This is a genomic window from Ruegeria sp. K11 (assembly GCF_056531905.1).
On the sequence record NZ_JBQFMP010000007.1, the window covers coordinates 192,434 to 210,864 of the forward strand.

Here is an 18,431-nt window from a genome sequence, read left to right on the forward strand (position 1 = left end):
AGACCCATCGGTCAGTACCCCCGTGCAATCGTTCGGATGTCTTTGGACAGTTTCGACACCCCTTGCAAAATCAACAGTATCGCGCCCACGACCATCATCCATTTCATCGGCCAAAGCGGGATTTCCCATTCGTTAAAGCTGATCTCACCCCAGCGAATGTTCGGATCGGTCCAGTCGCCGAAGGTCAGCGATCCGAACATCTGGAAGAACCCGATCTCACCACGCGCCCAATCCGATACGACCGAGTTGCCAGTGGGCACCGCAACCGCATCCATTGCGAAAATGTACGACGTCACCAGCAGAGTACCTGCGAAGATGAAGAAGAAGATCGATGTGAAAAGGTCCGCCCATGCCCGTTTTGCTTTGGTCAGCGGAGCATAGAAGATATCCACCCGCACATGGCTTTCGGTCAGCATCGCATAGGATCCGGCGATCAGGTATTGCATCCCAAACATCAGATACATGGATTCATGTGCCCAATTGGTCGGCGCGTTGAACACATATCTGACGATCACCTCGTAATAGTAGACAAAGACAGCGATCACCGCCCAGTACGAGACGAACTCACCAGCATAAAGCGACAGCCTGTCTATCCAGTTCTGCGCATAGTCCTGATCTGACTTGCGGGCATTCGGGTCCAGTTCGGCGGCCCGGGCGGCAGTTTCTTCGTCGATCTCCATTTCAGGTTCATGTGGTTCGGCCTCGGCCTTGGCGCGGGCGCTTGCAACCAGCTTGGGCATCAACAGCGCATCGATTGCCATAAGCGCCAGAATTGTGAAGAACGCATAGCGCGCAACTGATCCCCAAAAGGCGCGATCTTTGCCGGCAGCGTCGGCCAAAGGCTGGGCTTCAACCCGCGCGGCCTCGGATTCGGCCAGTCGCTCGCGACCCGTTGCAATGGCTTTTTCGGCCCGGTCCAGAGACCTTTCTGCGCGTCGCTTCTGCAGCGCGGTGCCATCCTGTGCCGCCTCGGCGGCCGCGCGCAGGTCCGCGAGCCCCTCCTCGGCAGCCTCAACCCGACCGGATTCCCTTTCGATGGTACGCTCGGCCTGTCGCACGATGTTGATGGCGTTGGAGAATTCGTTCCGCGCCGTGCGCTCTTCTCCATTCGCAAAAAGGATCATCAGGAAGATCGGCAGATAAATCAGCCCCAGAAGACTGCGCAAATAAAACCGGTGCAGGCCAAGCATCCCGCCCGTGACAAGGATCAGGTAGCCCAGTGGCATTCCATAGGTGCGTTTTTCAGGCTGGGCTTTACGCGCCAACACCATGGCCAGAGCAGGAAAGGCGATCAGCCCGACCCAATACAGCCAGTGCGGCAGCGTGAAATCGACGCTCGGCATGGTACGTTCCGAATTCCAAAGAAAAGTCATGTCCGCGCGGCGACCGCGCGGACTGTTAGCAAAGGATCAGCGGATCACAGATCCAGCGTCTGACCTTCGATCATTTCAGGCGTCACATAGCCCAATGAGCCAGACATCATGTAATCAAGCTGGATTTTGAAAACCCGCGCAGCGTTCTTGTCGCGGTTTGCGTATTTGAACCAGATCGGCACGGCGATTTCGGTCATCAGCTCCACGTCGTCCTGCGACAGACGGGTGATCTCGGTACCTTCGGCTTCGAACTTTTTCCAGGCTTCCTGATCGGCGGCCTGAATGGCTGCATGGTGCAGGTCGGAATAGACGTGGGTTTCCATTTCCACGAATTCCTGCATCTGCGGGCTCAGCTTGTCCCAGGCGGTTTTTCCGACCGTGATATCCATAATGTCGACCGGTTGATAGACGGACATAAAGCCCGCAGGACCCATCACGATGTAATCTGTCACCTGGCTGAAGCCCAGGGCGTGGTTCACGGCTGGCCCCACAAAGTCGGCCACGTCGATTGTGCCCTTTTCCAGTGCCGGGAAAATCTCGGACCCCGGCAGAACGGTCGTTTCCGCACCCAGTTCCGAGAACACCTCGGCCACCATTCCGCCTGGCAGGCGCATCTTGCGGCCCTCAAAATCGTCAATCGACCGGATCGGCACTTTCGAGTGGATGATGTTCGGCCCGTGATGCACCGGTCCGACAAAATGCAGACCTTGCGCGCCCAGCAATTCGCGGGCGATTTCCAGACCACCCAGACCGTAATAGAACGTGTCATATTCATGCGGCTGACGCAGGCCCAGCGGATAAGAGCTGAGGAAAACCGCCGCAGGGATGATACCCTGATAATAGATGGTGAACGGGTTGATTGCGTCCAGAACGCCGTTCTTTACAGCATCTGCCAGCTGGAAATCACCCACGACGTCGTTGGCGCCAAAGGCCTGAAAGGCCAGTTCTCCGCCGGTCTTTTCCTCAATCGTCGCGCACCAGTCCTTGAAGACCTGCAGACCGATGCCGCCAGGCCAGGATGTCTGTATCTTCCAGGTGGTCCCTTCACCAGCGGCGGTTGCGATATGCGGTGCGGCCAGTGTCGCGGCACCGGCACCGGCAATGCTTCTGAACGCGCTGCGGCGCGTGATAAGCTTTTTGGTCATCTGTTCCTCCCATAGATGATCGCCTTGCCTGTGACAGGCCAAACGATACCCGCGTAACATAACGCGGGGCGCAAAAATTGGTAATATTTTTTTTCCAATGTTGAAATTGCTCACCGCGTCGTGATGGGGGTTGAAGCGAACGCGTAGCGTGAAACCTTTAGACCGGGCTAATGTAAACGACCTATAAAATAGCGAACATGACGTCTGGGGCGACCATGCTATCTAAGATCCAGACATGCGCACCACCCCCGAAATTCAATCCAATGGGAAGACTGAGATGCCGACCAAACAGACCTCACAAATGCCCTACAGCAAAAAATCAAAAACAATTCTCGGAAGGAAAATGGCTTATGTAGAGCATGGCGAGGGGGACCCGATTGTATTTTTGCATGGCAACCCGACCTCCTCGTATCTGTGGCGCAATATCATGCCTCATCTTGAAGGTCGTGGCCGTCTGATAGCACCGGACCTTATCGGGATGGGCGATTCCGAAAAGCTCGATAATTCGGGACCGGACCGCTACACCTTCGCGGAACACCGAAGCTATCTGTTTGCTCTTCTGGAAGAACTGGACGTCGCGCACAACGTCACGCTGGTGATCCATGATTGGGGGTCCGGCCTTGGTTTTCACTGGGCGCATACCCATCCGGACGCTGTCAGGGGAATCGCCTTCATGGAGGCCATTGTCGCACCGGTCCCAAGCTGGTCCGCGTTTCCCGAAGCCGCGCGTGAGATCTTTCAGGCCTTCCGTTCACCAGCGGGTGAAGAGATGATCCTGCAGGGGAATATCTTCATTGAAAACGTTCTGCCCGGCAGCATACTGCGCGCACTCGATCCTGAAGAAATGGATGAATACCGGCGTCCGTTTCTAAGCGCTGGTGAAGACCGCAGGCCGACCTTGACCTGGCCAAGGCAAATCCCGATCGAGGGTGACCCCACAGACGTGGCCGAGCTTGTCGCAGCTTACGGCGCGTGGCTGGCGACGTCCCAGTTTCCCAAGTTGTTCGTAAACGCCGAACCGGGCGCGCTGATTACAGAGGGGCCGGTTCAGGATCTGGTGCGAAGCTGGCCCAATCTGACCGAAGTCACGGTTCCGGGCATTCACTATATTCAGGAAGACTCGCCAGATGAGATTGGACAGGCAATCGCAAACTGGCTTCCGATCTCAAGCTGAAGTCAGTTTGACAAGGTCCGGGACGTTCACGGCGTCAGCACCTGTCGGGTTAAATCCGGCTGACGTTGCCGTGAACCCCCGCGACCTTTGAAAACCTGTGACATTCAGGAAGCTGCCCCAAACGCGGTTAGTATGCTGAGTTTAGGGCGAAATACCGTCGGAAGCCCTGACACCATGGCATTAACAAGGTGTTGTATCGTATTTCACTGCCGAAAGCGGCATCATAATCTGGACAAACGCTTTACAGCGATCTTAATCTGGCCGCGACCATGGTGACGACGTGAAGAACAAAACTGCAAATGCCCTGCGGACCTGTTTAGCAGTCTTCTTGACTCTGGCCTCGGTTCCGGCGTTGGCACAACCTGATGTTCTGGTTTTGGGCGACAGCCAGATATCGTTTGGGGCCGGAAAGGAATATACCCGGTTCTTCGAACAGCTTGGCGACCGATGCGAAATGACGCCCAAACGCCAAAAATCCCTGCAAAAACTAGGGGAACGCGAGATCGCAGCCATCGGTGTTCGATCGACATCGTTGCAATCCTGGACCACCACCAAGGGCGCGCCGCGCGGGGCAATCTGTGACGTAGACAAGAAATTTGGTGTGAACGCAGGCGCTTATGGCATAGATGGAAACCCAAAACGGGTCTTCATCCAGATCGGCAAGGGCAAGTCCTATCAGTTTTGCAAACCACAAAAGACCGCGTTCGAGGCCGCATTTGCCGAAGGCTACTACAAACCAGGTCTTCTTGTTCTGACTTTCCTGGGCAATTCGGCCGACCGGTGGGCAAATTCATCCGAGGCTGCTGATCAGGATGCGCAACGTACGCTGGCACAGATTCCGCAGGACATTCCATGCGTGTTTGTCTCAAGCGTGCCCGTCTATTTGAAAAAGACCAATGACAAACGGATGAAGGCGCAAACCCAGATCGCCCGCGCTTTTGAAAGGGCCGGCGGGCATTGCGAAGTTGTTGAGGGGTTCAACAAGAAAACCAGAGCGGCAATTGAAGGGAAACCACAGTATTTCCGGCGCAATGATGCCGGCAAGGTAAAAGACCCGCACCATCCGAGCCCGGCGGCCATCCGCCAGTTTCTGGATATTAACGCGGATGCGTTATGTGATGCGGTATTTTCCGCTTTGGACTAGGGGAACGGCATAGGGGGGAACATGCAGTTTCGAAATAAGATAATAATGGCGCTGAGTGCGCTGCTGATACCTGTCGGGCAGAGCCACGCCGAGGCGTTTGACTCGCCCGAGATCCTGATCATTGGGGACAGTCAGATATCATTTGGCTCTGGCCCCGCGTTTCTGGAGTTCTTCAGCGATATCAAGCAGCATTGCAGCCCCAATGCCGAACAGAAACAAAACCTTGCGAAACTGGGTGACATGCGGGTCGGCGTTATCGGGGTACGTTCCAGCTCGATCGACTCGTGGACCGCGCGGTCAGGCCGCAAGAAAGATACGATCTGCAAGGTCGACCCGAAATGGAGAGTTAATGCAGGCACATACGGGTTCGTCAACAAAACCAAGAACAAATATGTGCAGATCGGCCAAGGCAAGGAATATCAATTCTGCTCGCCGAACAAATCACCTCTCGAGGCGATGCTGCGAGAAGACTATTACGAACCCAAGCTGCTGCTCATGTCTTTTCTTGGAAATTCCGCCAAACACTGGGCCAACAATCCCGAGTCGGCCGTCAGGGATGTGGAACGGCTGAAAGCGCAATTGCCGCCGGATTTGCCCTGCATCTTCATGACAACGGCCCCGGCCTATAAGAAAAAAATCGTGGACCTGCGTCTGCGGGCACAGGCCAACCTGATGAATGCGTTCAAAACAACAGGACTGCGGTGCACATTTGTACCTGGTGCCACTCCGGCAACCGTCGCGGCAAATCAGGGCAATAAAGATTATTTTCGGCTGAATAAGAAAGGTCTGGTCAAGGACCCATTCCACCCCAATGAGGCTGCTGCGAAGAATTTCTTCGCGCTGGAGATGGGCCAGATTTGCAACGCCATATTCGACCAGATCGAGCCTACGAAGGAACAGAGCTAACCAGTTGGCGGCCGAACTGCGTTGGACCCAAGCGAAGAAAATCAGAGCAGCGCGCGAAGACTGTCATCGAGAGCCTCGACAAAGACATGTTCAGGGTAACGGCGCAGCATCTCGGCGCGCAGATGTTCCGTTGGAGTATTTCGCTCCGTGAGCTCCAGTATATCGCGCAAATAAGCCTGCGTCGCGCCGATTAACTCAGCGCTGCCGATGGCCCCGTGTCCGGGCAACACCGTCTTCGGGGCTAAGGCAGCCAAGTGATCAAGATTGCGTAACCAGGCCTCGGGGCGCCCCTCGACCAACCACAAATGCTGTCGGTTCAGAACATGATCGCCGGTGATCAGCGTGCGGGTTTCCGTTTCAAAAAGCACCAAGGGTGCCATACTTTCCGCATCCGGCATCAGCGAACACTGAAATCGACGTCCGGCGAGTGTCAACTCGCCTTGCCCCACAGCAATCAGAGGAGCTTTGAACTCAGGCCAGTCTGCTGCGGCTGTTCGAATGAAACGCAGGGTCACGTCTGAACTCAGGACACGAGTGTGGGGGAACAAGCTGCCCAGATGTTCCAAGCCGAGATAGTGGTCCGGGTGCGGATGGGTGATGACAACTGCCTCAAGCGGTTTTTGTGCCGCCAGAATCAGCGCCGAAAGCTCTTGGGCTTCGTCCGGATGCAAATGTGCGTCTATCAGAGCAAAGCTCTGCGGACCTTCGATCAGATATGTGTTGGCATAGAATCCCCGCCTGGATGCGCGGTTCTGTCGGATATTTCGGGTGCTGGCTTCTGTTGGACCTGCAAGCGCCAAGACGCCCGCCATACCGATCAGCGCCATCCACTGACGGCGTGACATCAGACCGGACCATTTGGGCGTCACTTGCAGATGCCCACCGAACCCTGCGCGCATTTATGCGCGTTATTGTAATAAGCTCCGCTCAGCAATGTGCCATCAAACCGGTTTTTCCCAAGCTGTGCCTTGGTCATGAACGCGCCCTGCAAATCTGCGCCGGAAAAATCAACCTCCTGCAGATCAGCGCCAATCAGGATCGCACCACTCAGGTCCGCGTTGGACAGGTTTGCGCCGCGCAGATTGGCCGCCGTGAACTTGGCCCCGTTCAGGTTGGCCCCATTTAGATCCACACCTGCCAGGTCTTCGTGGGAAAAGTCGCACTCATGCCAGTCAACGCCTGGTTCCGCTTGCGCCGCGCAATGATCAACCGGTGCGCCCATCTGCGCAAAGGCCGGGGACACAAGCATGAAAAAACCAAGTATCAATATGCAAATCGCGGATTCATGAGGTTTCATGTGTTCGTTCCGGTGTCTGAAGACAAGACAGGTCATCACGTGCCCGTGTCGCCGCGCCAGACACGGACCGCAACGCAATTGGAGATCAGCGGCCCGTGTCTTCGGCGGAGGTTCAGTCAGCGCTCAGGATTGTGTAGAACCGGGTAAAGACCATGTCTTCGTCAGCATTATCAATGTGACAGGATGCACAGGCCTCAATCGGGGCCGCGGCGGCGGTTTCTGCATATGGTGGTGCATGGTGGCCAAAGTTGAAATATCCCCAGTTGTTGCTGTCCGCAAAGCGCGAGGAATCCTTGACCGCGATGTCGATGCCATTGAAGCCGGCAGGAAAGAAACCACGCCCGGATACTTCAAAGCGCGAGCCGTCCTCTTCCTCTCCCGGTTGAGTCAATTGCAGCTCCTTCAACAAAATTGTGCCTTCAGGAAATTCGCCGGTTTCTTTGTAAATCGCATAAGCCGCCGGGTGCATGTAGACGTTGTGATATTCGGGAAACCCTGCCTGCCCGCCATTCAACGCGTTAGGGGTCAGGGGAGAGCCGAGGAAGACCCATTCCCGATAGCCTGTGGGCAAAACCAGCTCGCCGTCAGCTGTCCAGTTTGGTTGCCAGTCATCCGATACCTGTGCCTGCACTGAGGGTGCAAAATGGCCAAACGCCAGCGCTGAGGCGCCAAGGACAAGTCCAAACGCAAGAGTTTTCATGGTTTTCATGACAAGCTTCCTTTTCTGATTCTGCGGCAGCCGCCGGCTGATCCAGCGGTTTTCTACAAGGAAATTTATCTGCTCTTTATGATAGAGGTATGCTCTAAACCCCAACAAGCATTGCAGATCGTCCGAAAATAATGTTCTTTCTTGCTCACTAATTTGTGTTTTTATGTCAGATAGTTCAGCTTCCGTCTTTTGCTTCTATTTGAGCCTAAAGGCTATTCGATGTTGACGCTGATTATCTAATTCCATATTTCATGAAATATGGAATTAGAGATAACAAGCCAACTGGCCACGCTGGGCCACCCGCAACGGATTCTTGTGTTTCGCATGTTGATGCGACGCTTTCCTGACGCTGTGCCGGCGGGGGAACTGGCCTCTGGGCTCGACATAAAACCCAGCACGTTGTCGAATTATCTGAATGCGCTTCAGCAAGCGGGTTTGGTGCGTCAGGCGCGGTCGGGAACCTCACTTCTTTATTCGATCGAAATGGGCAACGTGCAAAAGATGCTGGAATTTCTGCTGAACGATTGCTGTCGCGGCAGACCTGATGTCTGCCTGCCTTTCACCCAAGGAAATGAAACCATGGCGGACCGAAAATTTAATGTCCTTTTTTTATGCGTTGGCAACTCAGCCCGGTCGATCTTTGCCGAGTCCATTCTGGGCTCTTTGGGGGCAGACCGGTTCAACGTCTACTCTGCCGGAACGCAGCCAACGTCCGAATTAAACCCGTTTGCCTTGCAGGTGCTAACCGACAAAGGGCACGACACTTCGGTACTGCGATCAAAACACATGTCGGAATTTGCGACAGGCGACGCGCCTCGGATGGATTTCGTTTTTACAGTCTGCAATCAGGCCGCGAACGAGGATTGCCCCGCTTGGGAAGGCCAACCGATCAGCGGCCATTGGGGCATGGTGGATCCAGTCAAGGCGACCGGCACGGATGCCGAGAAAAGCCTGGCCTTTCAGAACGCCTACGGCGCGCTCAAACGGCGGATCGAGGCGTTTACATCATTGCCTGTCGAAAGTCTCGACCGGATCGCATTACAATCCGCAGTCGATGATATCGGGCGCACGCCGGTCGAGGGCGTGAAATGACCATATATGCCATAAACGGCCTTGGCCGAATGGGAAAGCTGGCCCTGAAACCTTTGCTGGAAAAGGGTGCTAAGATCGCCTGGATCAACGATGGCGTCGGCGACCCCGAGATGCACGCTCATCTGCTTGAGTTCGACACGGTTCACGGGCGCTGGGACGCGACGTTCCAGCATGATGCCGAGAGTGTAACGATCGACGGCACCCGCCTGCCCTTTATCGGAACCACGGACCTGTCGGACCTGCCGCTGGATGGGGTCGATGTGGTGATTGACTGCACTGGTGTTTTCAAAAGCGAAAAGAAACTGGCCCCCTATTTCAAGGCCGGAGTGAAAAAGGTTGTCGTTTCTGCCCCCGTCAAGGACGGTCCGACGGCGAATATCGTCATGGGCGTGAACGAGGGTACCTATGACGCTGACAAGCACCACATTGTAACGGCAGCGTCCTGCACGACCAACTGTCTGGCACCGGTCGTGAAAGTGATCCACGAGAATCTGGGCATCCGGCACGGGTCCATGACCACGATCCATGATGTGACCAACACGCAGACCATTGTCGATCGCCCCGCCAAGGACCTGCGCCGCGCACGGTCGGCGCTGAATTCGCTGATCCCGACCACCACAGGCTCGGCCACCGCAATCACCTTGATCTACCCTGAACTCAAAGGACGGCTGAACGGGCATGCCGTGCGTGTCCCATTGCTGAACGCCTCGCTGACCGACTGTGTGTTCGAAGTCGAACGCCCCACGACGCCGGAAGAGGTCAACAGCTATTTCAAAGCCGCCGCCGATGGTCCGCTGAAGGGCATTCTGGGCTATGAAACCCGCCCTCTGGTCTCGACGGATTATACCAATGATCCCCGATCCTCGGTTATCGATGCGCCATCGACCATGGTCGTGAACGGGACGCAGGTTAAGATTTATGCCTGGTACGACAACGAGATGGGCTATGCCCACCGTCTGGTTGATGTTGCCTTGATGGTCGGAGCCGCGCTGTGACGCAGCGGCCCGAGGGGTTCTCGGCTTATGTGGCGGTCACGGCAGCCTATTGGGCGTTCATGCTGACGGACGGCGCCCTGCGGATGCTGGTCCTTCTGCACTTTCACATTATGGGGTTCTCACCCGTTCAGCTGGCCTATTTGTTTGTTCTTTATGAAATCGCGGGGATAGTCACCAATCTGGCCGCAGGTTGGATCGCAGCACGGTTCGGTCTGACATCGACATTATACGCGGGCCTTGCGCTGCAAGTCGGGGCTTTGCTGGTTCTGACACAACTGGACCCGAACTGGGCAATACCGGCCAAGGTCGTTTTTGTGATGATCGTGCAGGGAGCCAGCGGGGTCGCAAAGGATCTGGCCAAAATGTCCTCGAAGTCAGCAGTGAAACTTTTGGCCCCAACAGAAGGCGGGGGACTGTTTCGCTGGGTCGCGCTTCTGACAGGCTCGAAAAACGCGGTCAAAGGTCTTGGATTTTTGTTGGGGGCGGCGCTGCTGGCAACGCTGGGTTTCACTTGGGCCGTCCTGGTGATGGCAATCGTACTGGGCGTAATCCTTGCGGCTGTCATTCTGTTCATGCCACAGGGTCTGCCCAAGGGGCGCAAAGGCGCGAAGTTCTCGGAAGTTTTTTCCAAATCTCCCAACGTGAACTGGCTGTCAGCGGCACGGGTATTCCTGTTCGGTGCGCGGGATGTGTGGTTCGTGGTTGGCATCCCGATATACTTCTATGCGGTACTTTCAGACGGCTCTGAGGATGGCAATCGCACTGCCTTTTTCATGATCGGTACGTTCATGGCCATTTGGGTTATCTTGTATGGCGTCGTACAGGCCAACGCACCCAAAATCCTGCGTGCTTCGGAGCGTAGCGAAGGAGATCTGATCCTGGCTGCCCGCAACTGGGCCGCCGCATTGTTTTGTGTGCCCATGGTGTTGACGGTGGCCGTCCTTATGTCGCAAGCGCCGCAACCCTGGTTAACCGTCACGCTGGTTGTCGGCCTGCTGGCGTTTGGTGCGGTTTTTGCCGTAAATTCTTCGCTGCATTCATATCTGATCCTAACTTTCACCAAGTCGGAACGTGTCACGATGGATGTCGGATTTTATTATATGGCCAACGCGACCGGACGCCTGCTCGGCACGGTCCTGTCAGGTTTGACCTATCAAATCGGCGGGTTGGCAGCGGTGCTGGGAACCGCTGCGCTGATGGTCGCCTTGGCTGCGTTGACGTCAGGCAAACTCAACGCACAACCGCATGAGGCGTATTCCTGAACGTTTCCCGGACAGCTCGGAAGATGTGTCAGGTGCGCTGGTCAGGTCTCTTGAACCAGAGAAGCCGCACCGTTTCGGTAATTTTCACGACCCGGATCGCATAGTGAACGCCCCAGACCGAAAAGGCCTGCCCCGTGCTCAGTTCAGGGTTTTTCAGAAGGTTGCCTAGCGTTTTGAAAGAGGGAATGAGCTTCTGGATGGGCGGAATGTAGTTCACCAACCCTCGGCTCGCATTTCGACGTAGCCGCGCGCCCTCGATCCTGCGCGCCTTGGTCAAATGCTCGTTCAGACTACCACGGGCCGGGTGACGGACGATGGCGTCAGCCGCAAAAAGGATTGGTTCATCAGCCGCCGACGCTCGCGCATTCCATTCCATATCACCACCGGACAGGACGGTGTCATTGAACCAGCCGACACGGTCCATTGTTTCGCGACGTACAATCAGGTTTGCGGTAACAGCCCGTCCCCGCTCGACCCACTTTTGCTGTTCAAGCCCCAAGTGCAAGTCATAAAGCTCGGTCGTGGTCCAATGGTCCCCGTTTGGAATGAGGACAACATTTCCACCGAAACGCCCGATTTCCGGGTGTGCGGCGGCGATGTCCAGACCAGCGGCGATGTACTCCGGATCGGGCAAACAATCTGAATCAGTGAAAAACAGAAGGTTGGCTGTGGCTTGTTCGATGCCCCGGTTCCGCGCGGCGTAAGATCCCGGTTTTGCCTGCTCAAGAACAGATGCGTTTTCCGGCAGATTGAACGTGGCCGGAAGCGGATCGGCCGGGTCGTTATTGACCACGAGTATCTCAAACCGCGCGGGGTCCACGCTCTGTTTCGTCAGGCAATTCAAGCAAGCCTGCAGCTTGTCCCAGCTGTGATAGGTCGGAATAATGACGGACGCATCCATGTCGTTTCGCTTTTGTTAAGGCGTCCGGCGGACGGCTATTCTTCGGTTTTGACCGCGTTCGAAAACTGGTGATCATAAAGCGTACGGAATGGCCCCGGTTCCTTGAGCAGGTCCTCGGCACGGCCTTGCTCCAGCACCTGACCGTTCTCGATAACCACTATCTTGTCCGCATGCAGGATCGTCGACAAACGGTGGGCAACAATAATCGTCGTCCGGTTCTCAGTCAGGCGATGCAAGGCCTCTTGCACCACATGTTCAGATTTCGAATCCAGCGCACTTGTCGGTTCGTCCAGCAACAAAATGGGGCTGTCGCGCAGCAGAGCACGGGCAATCGCAAGGCGTTGTTTTTGCCCGCCAGACAAAAACGCCCCGTTTTCGCCCGTTAGGGTATCAAACCCATCCTCGAGCTTCATGATGAAATCATAGGCATTTGCGGCCTTGGCCGCTTCGATGACATCTTCCAAAGATGCGTCTTGCCGTCCCAGGCGGATATTGTCCGCAATCGAGGCTGAGAACAAAAACACCTCTTGGCCAACATAAGACATCTTCTTGCGCAGGGTCTCGAACGAGGCCAGTTTTACATCATTGCCATCGATGCTGACCGTCCCTTCAAGCGGATCGTAAAGACGCAGCGCAAGGTTCAGGATCGTCGATTTGCCGCCTCCGGACAGGCCAACAAGCGCCGTGGTTTTCCCCGCCTCGAAAGTCAAGGACAGGTTCCTCAGGATTGGGTCGTCTTGCCGATACCCAAAAGTTACATCGTCAAAGATAACTTCCCCCGGACCCTCTGGCAGACTCAGAGGATCAGCCTCCTCCTTCAGAGTTTCCGGCTGGTCAAGAAGTGCGAACATCATCTGCACCCGCCGCAAAAACAGCTCCATTTTAACACGGACTCGGGACAGGCGCTTGGCGGGTTCATATGCCATCATCAACGCTGTCACAAAGGACATCAACTCGCCCGGTGTGGTGCTCGAGGACCCAAAGAGATTGGCTGCGCTCAGCCCGATGACTGAAGCAATCGCGAAACCCGCAAGAATATCCATCAACGGGCTGGTCGCAGCTTGAAGACGGGCGAGTTTGTTGCGCCGTTTTTCGACGCTTTTGACAGCAGTGTACATTTGGCCCGCCATCCGCTCTTCAAGACTGAAAGACTTGACCACACGAATACCGGCCGAGGTTTCCTGGATAACCTGCATAATCGCGCCAAGCGATTGCATCTCCATATCCGCGATTTCGCGCACTTTGCGCAGCAGAGTCCGAACACCCCAAATCGCCAGCGGACCAATAATCAGCGTGAAAAGGGACAGGAACGGCTGCTGATAGAACATAACGGCCAAAAGTCCGATGAGAGACAGCGTATCCCGCACCGCCGTTGTGATGACGATTTCAATCGCCGAACGCGCCGCTTGGGCCGATTGTGTCACTCGCAGCAACAAATCGGAACTTTCAGTAAGATTGAAGAAGGAAACGCCTTGCCGCAGCAGCTTGTCATACAACTTGATCTGTTGCTGCGCGACAATACGATTTCCGGCGCGCGTCATGGCAACGACCTGAACATATGTCGCAAGTCCCTTCACCATGAAAATGATAAACACGGCCATCGAAACGCTGAAGATTTTGGCCGAGTTTGCACTGTCGAAAAGGGAATCGACCACGTCGCGCATGATGAATGCGACGGCAGCTGTCGTGCCCGCCACGAGAACCATGGCGATCATCGAAATAATGTACGGAACGGCCTGAGCGCGCAGATTTTCAGTCAAAAGGCGCCAAAGGATGGAGTCGCTCAGGATTTCGTCTAACTTTTGTTTGGCTTTCGGCAAAACGGTTTTCCGCAATCATTGAGGGTGACACAGGGAAAATGCACTCTGACAAACCTGTGAACGTTCTACGCTAGATAGTCGCCACGGCATTTTTCGGCAAGTGGGCTTTCTTCGCCACCTCAGGGCATATTGACCCCGGCACCACGCAGGTTGATCACGACCAAAACGTTTTCGGATTTGGTGTAAATCGAGATGCATGCTGGTGCAGGAAAATCTCGCTGTTTCACAGAATTACGGCGGGTTCCTTGAGAATCATCGTGCGTTTTCCCGATAGTGGTTGCAAAAGTGATATGTGTTGCAAGGAATTCGAACGTATGACGCAAACCATTTATCCATTACTTTTGTGTGGCGGCTCGGGCACGCGTCTGTGGCCTTTGTCCCGCAAAAGCTATCCAAAACAATTTTCCAAACTGACCGGCGAAGAAAGCCTGTTTCAGGCATCCGCGCGCAGATTGTCCGGCGAGGGGTTTGCAGCCCCGATGTTGGTCACCGGGTCCGATTTTCGCTTTATCGTTCTTGAACAACTGGCCGAGGTTGAAATCGCGACAAAAACGGTCCTGATCGAACCGGAAGGGCGCAACACGGCCCCGGCTATTCTGGCAGCCGCGCTGGCGCTTGAGGCACAGACACCCGGCGCATTGATGCTGGTGGCGCCGTCCGATCATGTAATTTCGGACGAAGCGCGGTTTCGCGAGACCGTTCAGGCCGCGACATCGGCTGCGGGTGGCGGGCAGATTGTTACCTTTGGCATTCGCCCCGACCGGGCCGAAACCGGGTATGGCTGGCTTGAGCTGAGTGAAACCCCGGACGCCAGTTTCTCTGCGACCCCGCAGGCGTTGAAACAGTTCGTCGAAAAACCCGACCTCGCGACTGCCGAGGCGATGCTGAAGGACGGGAAATACCTTTGGAACGCAGGCTTGTTCCTGTTCTCGACCACAGTCCTGATCGACGCTTTTGAGACGTTCATGCCCGACATGCTGGCCGCAGTACGATCCGCTGTCGATCTCGCAGAATGCGATCTGGGTTTTACGAGACTGGCACCTGAACCATGGAGCACTGTCGAAGACATTTCGGTCGACTATGCGGTGATGGAGAAGGCTCAAAACCTGTCTGTCGTCCCTTATAGTGGCGCGTGGTCTGACCTTGGTGGATGGGATGCGGTCTGGCGCGAGAGCGGACCGGACGACAACGGCGTGGTCACTGCAGGAGCTGCCACAGCTCTGGAATGCGAAAACACACTGCTTCGGGCAGAATCCGATGCTCAGGAACTGGTGGGGATCGGGTTGGAGAATATTGTAGCAATCGCCATGCCCGACGCGGTGCTGGTTGCGCATAAAGACAAGGCGCAAGACGTCAAATCCGCAGTAGCGGCGCTGAAAGCCAAAGACGCCCCTCAGGCCGAGACCCTGCCACGGGATTACCGACCCTGGGGCTGGTTCGAAAGCCTTGTCATTGCACCCCGCTTTCAGGTCAAGCGTATTCACGTGCATCCCGGTGCCGCGCTCAGCCTGCAAAGCCACCATCACCGGGCCGAACATTGGATCGTGGTTGAAGGCACCGCGAAGGTCACGATTGACGACGAGGTCAAACTGGTGAGCGAAAACCAGTCGGTCTACATTCCGTTGGGTGCGGTACATCGCATGGAAAACCCCGGCAAAGTGAACATGGTCCTGATCGAGGTCCAGACCGGCTCATATCTGGGGGAAGACGATATCATCCGGTACGAAGATGTTTATTCAAGGGGTCAAGGGGCCAAAGGCTAGGGACCGAGGGACTGTCTTACAGGGCGGCGCAACGGGGACCAACGCGCGGCCCTATCTGCCTTTCCAGACAGGGTCGCGCTTTTCCGCAAAGGCCCGCGCGCCCTCCAACTGGTCCTCGCTGGAATATAGTGTATCCACGGTGCGGAACTGGCGTTTGGTTATGCGGTTCATGGCATCCTGAAACTTGGCGTCTTCCGCCTCGCGCACGATCTCTTTGATCGCCGCATAGACCAGAGGCGGCCCCGAGGCCAGCAGGCGAGCCAGTTCCCATGCGCGATCCATCAGCTGATCGGCGGCGACAATCTCGTTCACCAAACCCCAGTGTTTGGCTTCCTCGGCGTCGAACCAGCGCCCGGTCAACAGAAGCTCCATTGCGATGTGATAGGGTATGCGCTTGGGCAGTTTGACACTCGCCGCATCTGCGACAGTGCCGGACCGGATTTCCGGCAAGGCAAAACTGGCATGATCGGCCGCGAGGATCATATCAGCGGACAAGGCCAGCTCAAGACCTCCGCCGCAGGCAATCCCGTTGACCGCCGCGATGACGGGTTTGTTGAGATCGCGCAGCTCTTGCAGGCCACCAAATCCGCCGACACCATAGTCTCCGTCCACGGCGTCCCCTTCGGCTGCGGCTTTAAGGTCCCATCCGGGGCAAAAGAACTTCTCACCTGCTCCGGTCAGGATCGCGACACGCAAGGCGGGGTCGTCGCGAAAATCCGCAAAGACCTGCCCCATGACACGGCTGGTGGCCAGATCAATGGCATTCGCCTTGGGCCGGTCCAGGGTCACCTCAAGAATTGCTCCGTCCCGGCGGGTTTTGATCGGGTCCATATCTCAGGCCTTTCTGATAAGGGCGTCCACTGCAACAGCCTTGTCCGGTGTACAAAGGAGCGGGTTAATCTCAACTTCGCCGAGCGTGTCGGCATTATGCATCACATAGGCCTGAACGGCCTGAACCGCGCGGACAATTGCGTCCCTGTCAGCCGCGGGCTGGCCACGGTAGCCCGCCAGCAGTGGCGCTATTTTGAGTGTGTCCAGTGCTGAGACGATATCGTCAACCGAGGCGGGTATCAGCAACGACACAGTGTCACGCAACACTTCGGTCAGGGTGCCACCTGCACCCAGTGTCAGAACAAACCCATGGGCTTGATCACGGACAACGCCAATCAGTAATTCGGCCACGCCGCCCGTGATCATCTCTTCGATCAAAACCTCCTGGGTTCCGATGCTCTTCGCGACATCCGCAACGTTCTCGATCCGCACCCCCAATCGAACCGCCCCGTGTTCCGATTTATGCGAAAACCCGGCACCTTTGATCACATATGGGCCGTCCAGCTCATGCGCCATGTAAGCCGCCTCGTCCGGGTTGCTCGCGATCCGGCTGCGCGGGGTTGGCAAACCAAACTCGGATAGCGCTTGTTTGGCAGCGCTCTCGGTCAAGGTGCGGCGCGGCACAGCATGTCCGGGCTGGCAAATGGGGTCGCTGGATGGCGCGCCGATCAGCCCTGCCGCCTGCGTGGCCGACAGCGCTTCGCGCAGACCCATCAGGGGGACGACGCCGCCAGCCATAAGGTCCTCCGCAACATCTTCAGGCAGAAGTTCGGGCAGGGTCGAGGCAACCGCAAACCGCGCGCCGGTATTGGCTCGAACGGCAAAAGCCGCCCGTGTGGCATGAACCCAATCGCCGGCGTCGGTGGTGGGGTAATCAACAATGGACAAGGTCAGATCAATCCCCTCCCCGGTCATCGCAGACCAGGCTTGCGTCATCGCGGCCTCGTCGCGCCAGATATACGTGTGATAATCCAGCGGATTGCCTAGCGCGACCATTGGGCCAAGCACCGCGCGCAGCCGGGTCTGCTGCCGGTCGCTGAGGCGAGGGAAGCTCAGGTTCGTTCCCGTTGCCATATCGGCAATCAGACTCGCCTCGCCGCCCGAACAGCTGATCGTACTGATGTTGGCTCCGGGCAAGGGGCCATAGCAATGCAATATCTTCAGTGTTTCCAGAAAGTCCGGCAAAGCCGACAGGCGGGGGATGCCCAATCGGTTCAGCAAGGCCTGCGCGCCTGCGTCGCTACCCGCAATCGACGCTGTATGAGACACCGTCGCCGCCTGTGCCTGTTCAGAAACACCAACCTTGAGCACCACCAGCGGGACCCCTTTTGCATAGGCCTTGGCGGCAAGAGCTTCCCATTCCCGAATGTCGCCGAACCCCTCGACATGCAGTCCCACAGCTGTCACGCGCGGGTCATCGATCAAAGCTGAAGCAATCGCTGCCTGGCTTGTCTGGGCCATGTTACCACAGGCGACCATATAGGCGATTGGCAGAGCCCGTTTCTGCATCGTCAGGTTGATGGAGATGTTCGAACTTTGGGTCAGGATCGCAACACCTGTTTCGACGGGTTTTGCCCCATGCTGATCCGGCCAAAGCAACGCCCCATCCAACGCATTGATGAACCCGTAGCAGTTCGGCCCCAAAATAGGCATGTCACTTGCTGAGGCGATCAGATGCGCTTGCAGATCCGCGCCTGAGTTGTCTTCTGCCACCGACTCGGAAAACCCGGACGCAAAACAAACCGCGCCCCCGGCACCCATCTGCGACAGGACACGGACCGCCTCGATGGTTGCATGGCGGTTGATCCCGACAAAGGTGGCATCCGGTGCCGATGGCAAGTCTTCTAGGCGGGAGTAGACTGGATGTCCCGCAATCTCGGACTTGTCGGGGTGAACCGGCCAGAGGTGTCCCGTATATCCCATGCGCTCTGATTGCAGGATCACTTGCTGACACCACGCACCGCCCCCAATCACCGCGATGGAGCCGGGGCACAGCAGACGGTTTAGGTCCCCGGCCAT

16 protein-coding genes are annotated in these 18,431 nt (G+C 56.4%); 7 read left to right on the top strand and 9 right to left on the bottom strand.

All coding sequences use genetic code 11. From position 1 onward, the window contains the following. Positions 1-11 precede the first annotated feature (11 nt). Complete coding sequence (locus ACR0K4_RS13160; protein ID WP_480518956.1) at positions 12-1,343, bottom strand: TRAP transporter small permease subunit; 1,332 nt, start codon at positions 1,341-1,343, stop codon at positions 12-14. A 74-nt stretch (positions 1,344-1,417) separates the two neighbouring features. After that, positions 1,418-2,518, bottom strand: a complete 1,101-nt coding sequence (gene dctP / locus ACR0K4_RS13165) for a TRAP transporter substrate-binding protein DctP (protein ID WP_480518958.1) — start codon at positions 2,516-2,518, stop codon at positions 1,418-1,420. A 301-nt stretch (positions 2,519-2,819) separates the two neighbouring features. On the opposite strand from dctP, the gene ACR0K4_RS13170 reads away from it, so the two are divergent. The 3 genes from ACR0K4_RS13170 to ACR0K4_RS13180 all read left to right on the top strand — a co-directional run bounded on the left by ACR0K4_RS13170 (position 2,820) and on the right by ACR0K4_RS13180 (position 5,742). Next, on the top strand, positions 2,820-3,692 hold the full coding sequence (locus ACR0K4_RS13170) for a haloalkane dehalogenase (protein WP_480854393.1): 873 nt from the start codon (positions 2,820-2,822) through the stop codon (positions 3,690-3,692). Positions 3,693-3,972: 280 nt separating this feature from the next. Continuing rightward, positions 3,973-4,836: an SGNH/GDSL hydrolase family protein gene (locus ACR0K4_RS13175; protein WP_480518960.1), complete on the top strand. Its 864-nt coding sequence runs from the start codon at positions 3,973-3,975 to the stop codon at positions 4,834-4,836. A 21-nt stretch (positions 4,837-4,857) separates the two neighbouring features. Next, entirely contained in the window at positions 4,858-5,742 is an 885-nt protein-coding gene (locus ACR0K4_RS13180; RefSeq protein WP_480518961.1) for an SGNH/GDSL hydrolase family protein, read from the top strand. Positions 5,743-5,783: 41 nt separating this feature from the next. Here ACR0K4_RS13180 and ACR0K4_RS13185 read toward each other — a convergent pair whose 3' ends face one another. From ACR0K4_RS13185 to ACR0K4_RS13195, 3 genes are all read right to left on the bottom strand, one after another. Continuing rightward, positions 5,784-6,641 (bottom strand): MBL fold metallo-hydrolase, encoded by an 858-nt coding sequence (locus ACR0K4_RS13185; protein ID WP_480854336.1) that lies wholly within the window; start codon positions 6,639-6,641, stop codon positions 5,784-5,786. After that, positions 6,608-6,991, bottom strand: a complete 384-nt coding sequence (locus ACR0K4_RS13190) for a pentapeptide repeat-containing protein (protein ID WP_480854337.1) — start codon at positions 6,989-6,991, stop codon at positions 6,608-6,610. The genes ACR0K4_RS13185 and ACR0K4_RS13190 overlap by 34 nt, the downstream gene beginning before the upstream one ends. A 160-nt stretch (positions 6,992-7,151) precedes the next feature. Then, entirely contained in the window at positions 7,152-7,748 is a 597-nt protein-coding gene (locus tag ACR0K4_RS13195; RefSeq protein ID WP_480854338.1) for a cytochrome P460 family protein, read from the bottom strand. A 258-nt stretch (positions 7,749-8,006) separates the two neighbouring features. On the opposite strand from ACR0K4_RS13195, the gene ACR0K4_RS13200 reads away from it, so the two are divergent. The 3 genes from ACR0K4_RS13200 to arsJ are packed head-to-tail and all read left to right on the top strand — an operon-like array spanning position 8,007 to position 11,097. Further along, positions 8,007-8,840, top strand: coding sequence for an arsenate reductase/protein-tyrosine-phosphatase family protein (locus ACR0K4_RS13200; RefSeq protein ID WP_480854339.1), 834 nt, complete (start codon positions 8,007-8,009; stop codon positions 8,838-8,840). Further along, positions 8,837-9,835 (top strand): ArsJ-associated glyceraldehyde-3-phosphate dehydrogenase, encoded by a 999-nt coding sequence (locus tag ACR0K4_RS13205; RefSeq protein WP_480854340.1) that lies wholly within the window; start codon positions 8,837-8,839, stop codon positions 9,833-9,835. Before ACR0K4_RS13200 ends, ACR0K4_RS13205 begins: the two co-directional genes overlap by 4 nt. After that, on the top strand, positions 9,832-11,097 hold the full coding sequence (arsJ, locus tag ACR0K4_RS13210) for an organoarsenical effux MFS transporter ArsJ (RefSeq protein ID WP_480854341.1): 1,266 nt from the start codon (positions 9,832-9,834) through the stop codon (positions 11,095-11,097). The genes ACR0K4_RS13205 and arsJ overlap by 4 nt, the downstream gene beginning before the upstream one ends. 28 nt (positions 11,098-11,125) lie before the next feature. On the opposite strand, the gene ACR0K4_RS13215 is transcribed toward arsJ, so the two are convergent. Together ACR0K4_RS13215 and ACR0K4_RS13220 are read right to left on the bottom strand one after the other, a co-directional pair. Next, positions 11,126-11,998 carry a glycosyltransferase family 2 protein gene (locus ACR0K4_RS13215; protein ID WP_480854342.1) on the bottom strand — a complete coding sequence of 291 codons (873 nt, stop codon included), beginning with the start codon at positions 11,996-11,998 and terminating at the stop codon, positions 11,126-11,128. Between the two features lie 35 nt (positions 11,999-12,033). Beyond that, positions 12,034-13,818 (bottom strand): ABC transporter ATP-binding protein, encoded by a 1,785-nt coding sequence (locus ACR0K4_RS13220; protein ID WP_480854343.1) that lies wholly within the window; start codon positions 13,816-13,818, stop codon positions 12,034-12,036. Between the two features lie 314 nt (positions 13,819-14,132). On the opposite strand from ACR0K4_RS13220, the gene ACR0K4_RS13225 reads away from it, so the two are divergent. After that, positions 14,133-15,581 (top strand): mannose-1-phosphate guanylyltransferase/mannose-6-phosphate isomerase, encoded by a 1,449-nt coding sequence (locus ACR0K4_RS13225; RefSeq protein WP_480854344.1) that lies wholly within the window; start codon positions 14,133-14,135, stop codon positions 15,579-15,581. A gap of 51 nt (positions 15,582-15,632) precedes the next feature. Here the strand turns inward: ACR0K4_RS13225 and ACR0K4_RS13230 are convergent, their stop codons facing one another. After that, positions 15,633-16,412: a carnitinyl-CoA dehydratase gene (locus ACR0K4_RS13230; RefSeq protein WP_480854345.1), complete on the bottom strand. Its 780-nt coding sequence runs from the start codon at positions 16,410-16,412 to the stop codon at positions 15,633-15,635. Positions 16,413-16,415: 3 nt separating this feature from the next. Continuing rightward, the gene (locus ACR0K4_RS13235) at positions 16,416-18,431 is read right to left on the bottom strand and encodes an acetate--CoA ligase family protein (RefSeq protein WP_480854346.1); all 2,016 of its coding nucleotides are present in this window, start codon (positions 18,429-18,431) and stop codon (positions 16,416-16,418) included.

Excerpts from the sequence above, each read along its gene's own strand:
- ACR0K4_RS13160 (WP_480518956.1), bottom strand. The coding sequence starts at position 1,343 with ATGCCGAGCGTCGATTTCACGCTGCCGCACTGGCTGTATTGGGTCGGG.
- ACR0K4_RS13235 (WP_480854346.1), bottom strand. The coding sequence starts at position 18,431 with ATGGCCGGGGACCTAAACCGTCTGCTGTGCCCCGGCTCCATCGCGGTG.
- ACR0K4_RS13180 (WP_480518961.1), top strand. The coding sequence starts at position 4,858 with ATGCAGTTTCGAAATAAGATAATAATGGCGCTGAGTGCGCTGCTGATA.
- ACR0K4_RS13170 (WP_480854393.1), top strand. The coding sequence starts at position 2,820 with ATGCCCTACAGCAAAAAATCAAAAACAATTCTCGGAAGGAAAATGGCT.
- dctP (WP_480518958.1), bottom strand. The coding sequence starts at position 2,518 with ATGACCAAAAAGCTTATCACGCGCCGCAGCGCGTTCAGAAGCATTGCC.
- ACR0K4_RS13195 (WP_480854338.1), bottom strand. The coding sequence starts at position 7,748 with ATGAAAACCATGAAAACTCTTGCGTTTGGACTTGTCCTTGGCGCCTCA.
- ACR0K4_RS13190 (WP_480854337.1), bottom strand. The coding sequence starts at position 6,991 with ATGCTTGTGTCCCCGGCCTTTGCGCAGATGGGCGCACCGGTTGATCAT.
- ACR0K4_RS13185 (WP_480854336.1), bottom strand. The coding sequence starts at position 6,641 with ATGCGCGCAGGGTTCGGTGGGCATCTGCAAGTGACGCCCAAATGGTCC.
- ACR0K4_RS13225 (WP_480854344.1), top strand. The coding sequence starts at position 14,133 with ATGACGCAAACCATTTATCCATTACTTTTGTGTGGCGGCTCGGGCACG.
- ACR0K4_RS13215 (WP_480854342.1), bottom strand. The coding sequence starts at position 11,998 with ATGGATGCGTCCGTCATTATTCCGACCTATCACAGCTGGGACAAGCTG.
- ACR0K4_RS13230 (WP_480854345.1), bottom strand. The coding sequence starts at position 16,412 with ATGGACCCGATCAAAACCCGCCGGGACGGAGCAATTCTTGAGGTGACC.
- ACR0K4_RS13205 (WP_480854340.1), top strand. The coding sequence starts at position 8,837 with ATGACCATATATGCCATAAACGGCCTTGGCCGAATGGGAAAGCTGGCC.
- ACR0K4_RS13200 (WP_480854339.1), top strand. The coding sequence starts at position 8,007 with ATGGAATTAGAGATAACAAGCCAACTGGCCACGCTGGGCCACCCGCAA.